At 39.1% G+C, this 1,322-nt stretch carries 1 pseudogene; it reads right to left on the bottom strand.

From position 1 onward, the window contains the following. Positions 1-1,322 (bottom strand): annotated as a pseudogene (locus tag ACJJVP_RS00005) (hypothetical protein); the annotation flags it as partial.

Genomic DNA, 1,322 nt, shown 5'->3' with positions numbered 1-1,322 from the left:
CCAACTGGATCAACGCTATCTGCCAAACCATCATTATCTGTATCTGTAGCGAAAGTATCTATAACACCATCACCGTTCGTATCTGGACCACCAGCTTCGGTTACATCTGGAATACCATCGTTATCAGCATCTAAATCTACTCTGTCTTTTATACCATCATTATCTGAATCTTCGTCTGGTAAAGGAGTAGTATCCACACTATCGGCAACACCGTTATCATTGCCATCAACAAAACCGTCTACGGTACCATCACCATCTGCATCCACGCCACCGGCTTCTGTAGTATCCGTAACACCATCATTATCAGAATCTAAGTCCAAATGATTTGGAATATTGTCATTATCGGTATCCAACATTGTGCAATACTGAAAATGGAATAACTGCATAGTAACATCTCCATTGTTTCCCGCATCGTTTTTCCCTACTACTATTTTTATCTGTGTTACAGGTCCCGGTATAGAAACGAAAATACTATTTAAAGGGGCATTATTTCCTAATGCACTACTAACTACCGATTGACCAGTAAAAGTTGCATTCGTGCCTAAGTTATCATCAGAAAGAAAAACAGAAGTACTGTTTCCTGAGTTAGATGCAGTAAAATCTGACCTATCAGCATTATCTAATCCTCCCCATTGAAATTGAACGTTGTAAACAGGTCCATTAACAAAATCAATAGTATAAACAGCAACATCGCCGTTCGAGAAATTTGTATTTTGGGGTTGTACATTTATATATTCTCCAGTAATAGAACCGTTACTTTGGCTCGTAACTCCAGAATTCCATGTGGTTGAACCTTGAAGTTCATAACTAAAATCAGCATCTACACCATCAAAAGCATAAATATCATTAATTGTACCTGGGTTGCTTGTGGAAACGAAACTTTGACCCAAATCTACAAATCCGGGAGAACAATTTAACTCATCTGTATCTAAGATTCCATCGTTATCGTCATCAAGGTCTACCGTATCTGGAATACCATCGTTATCAGAATCAAAAATCGATCTAAAGTCAACCTCAACAGGGTCAACATCATCTTCGTTATCCGTTGCAATCGCACCTGTATCTAAATCGTTATTTACATCATAGCCTGAAGTAGTATCATCAAAAGCATCGTTTAAACCATCTCCATCAGTATCCGCTAAAGGATCTGTAATTGTACCTTGCCCAGCTTCTACTACATCTGTAATACCATCATCATCAGAATCTGCATCTAAATAATCAGGAATTAGATCACCATCGGTATCTTCTGGAGTTAAACCAACAGGGTAGTTGGTATCTAAACCATTCGTGGCCTCGGCATCTGCAGGGGCAATATAGCCCGC

Origin of the sequence: Maribacter sp. Asnod1-A12, assembly GCF_045063735.1 — a bacterium.
In the GTDB taxonomy this organism is placed as follows: domain Bacteria; phylum Bacteroidota; class Bacteroidia; order Flavobacteriales; family Flavobacteriaceae; genus Maribacter.
The sequence above is the reverse complement of the archived record's forward strand: the minus strand, read 5'-3'. Positions and strand labels throughout refer to the sequence as shown.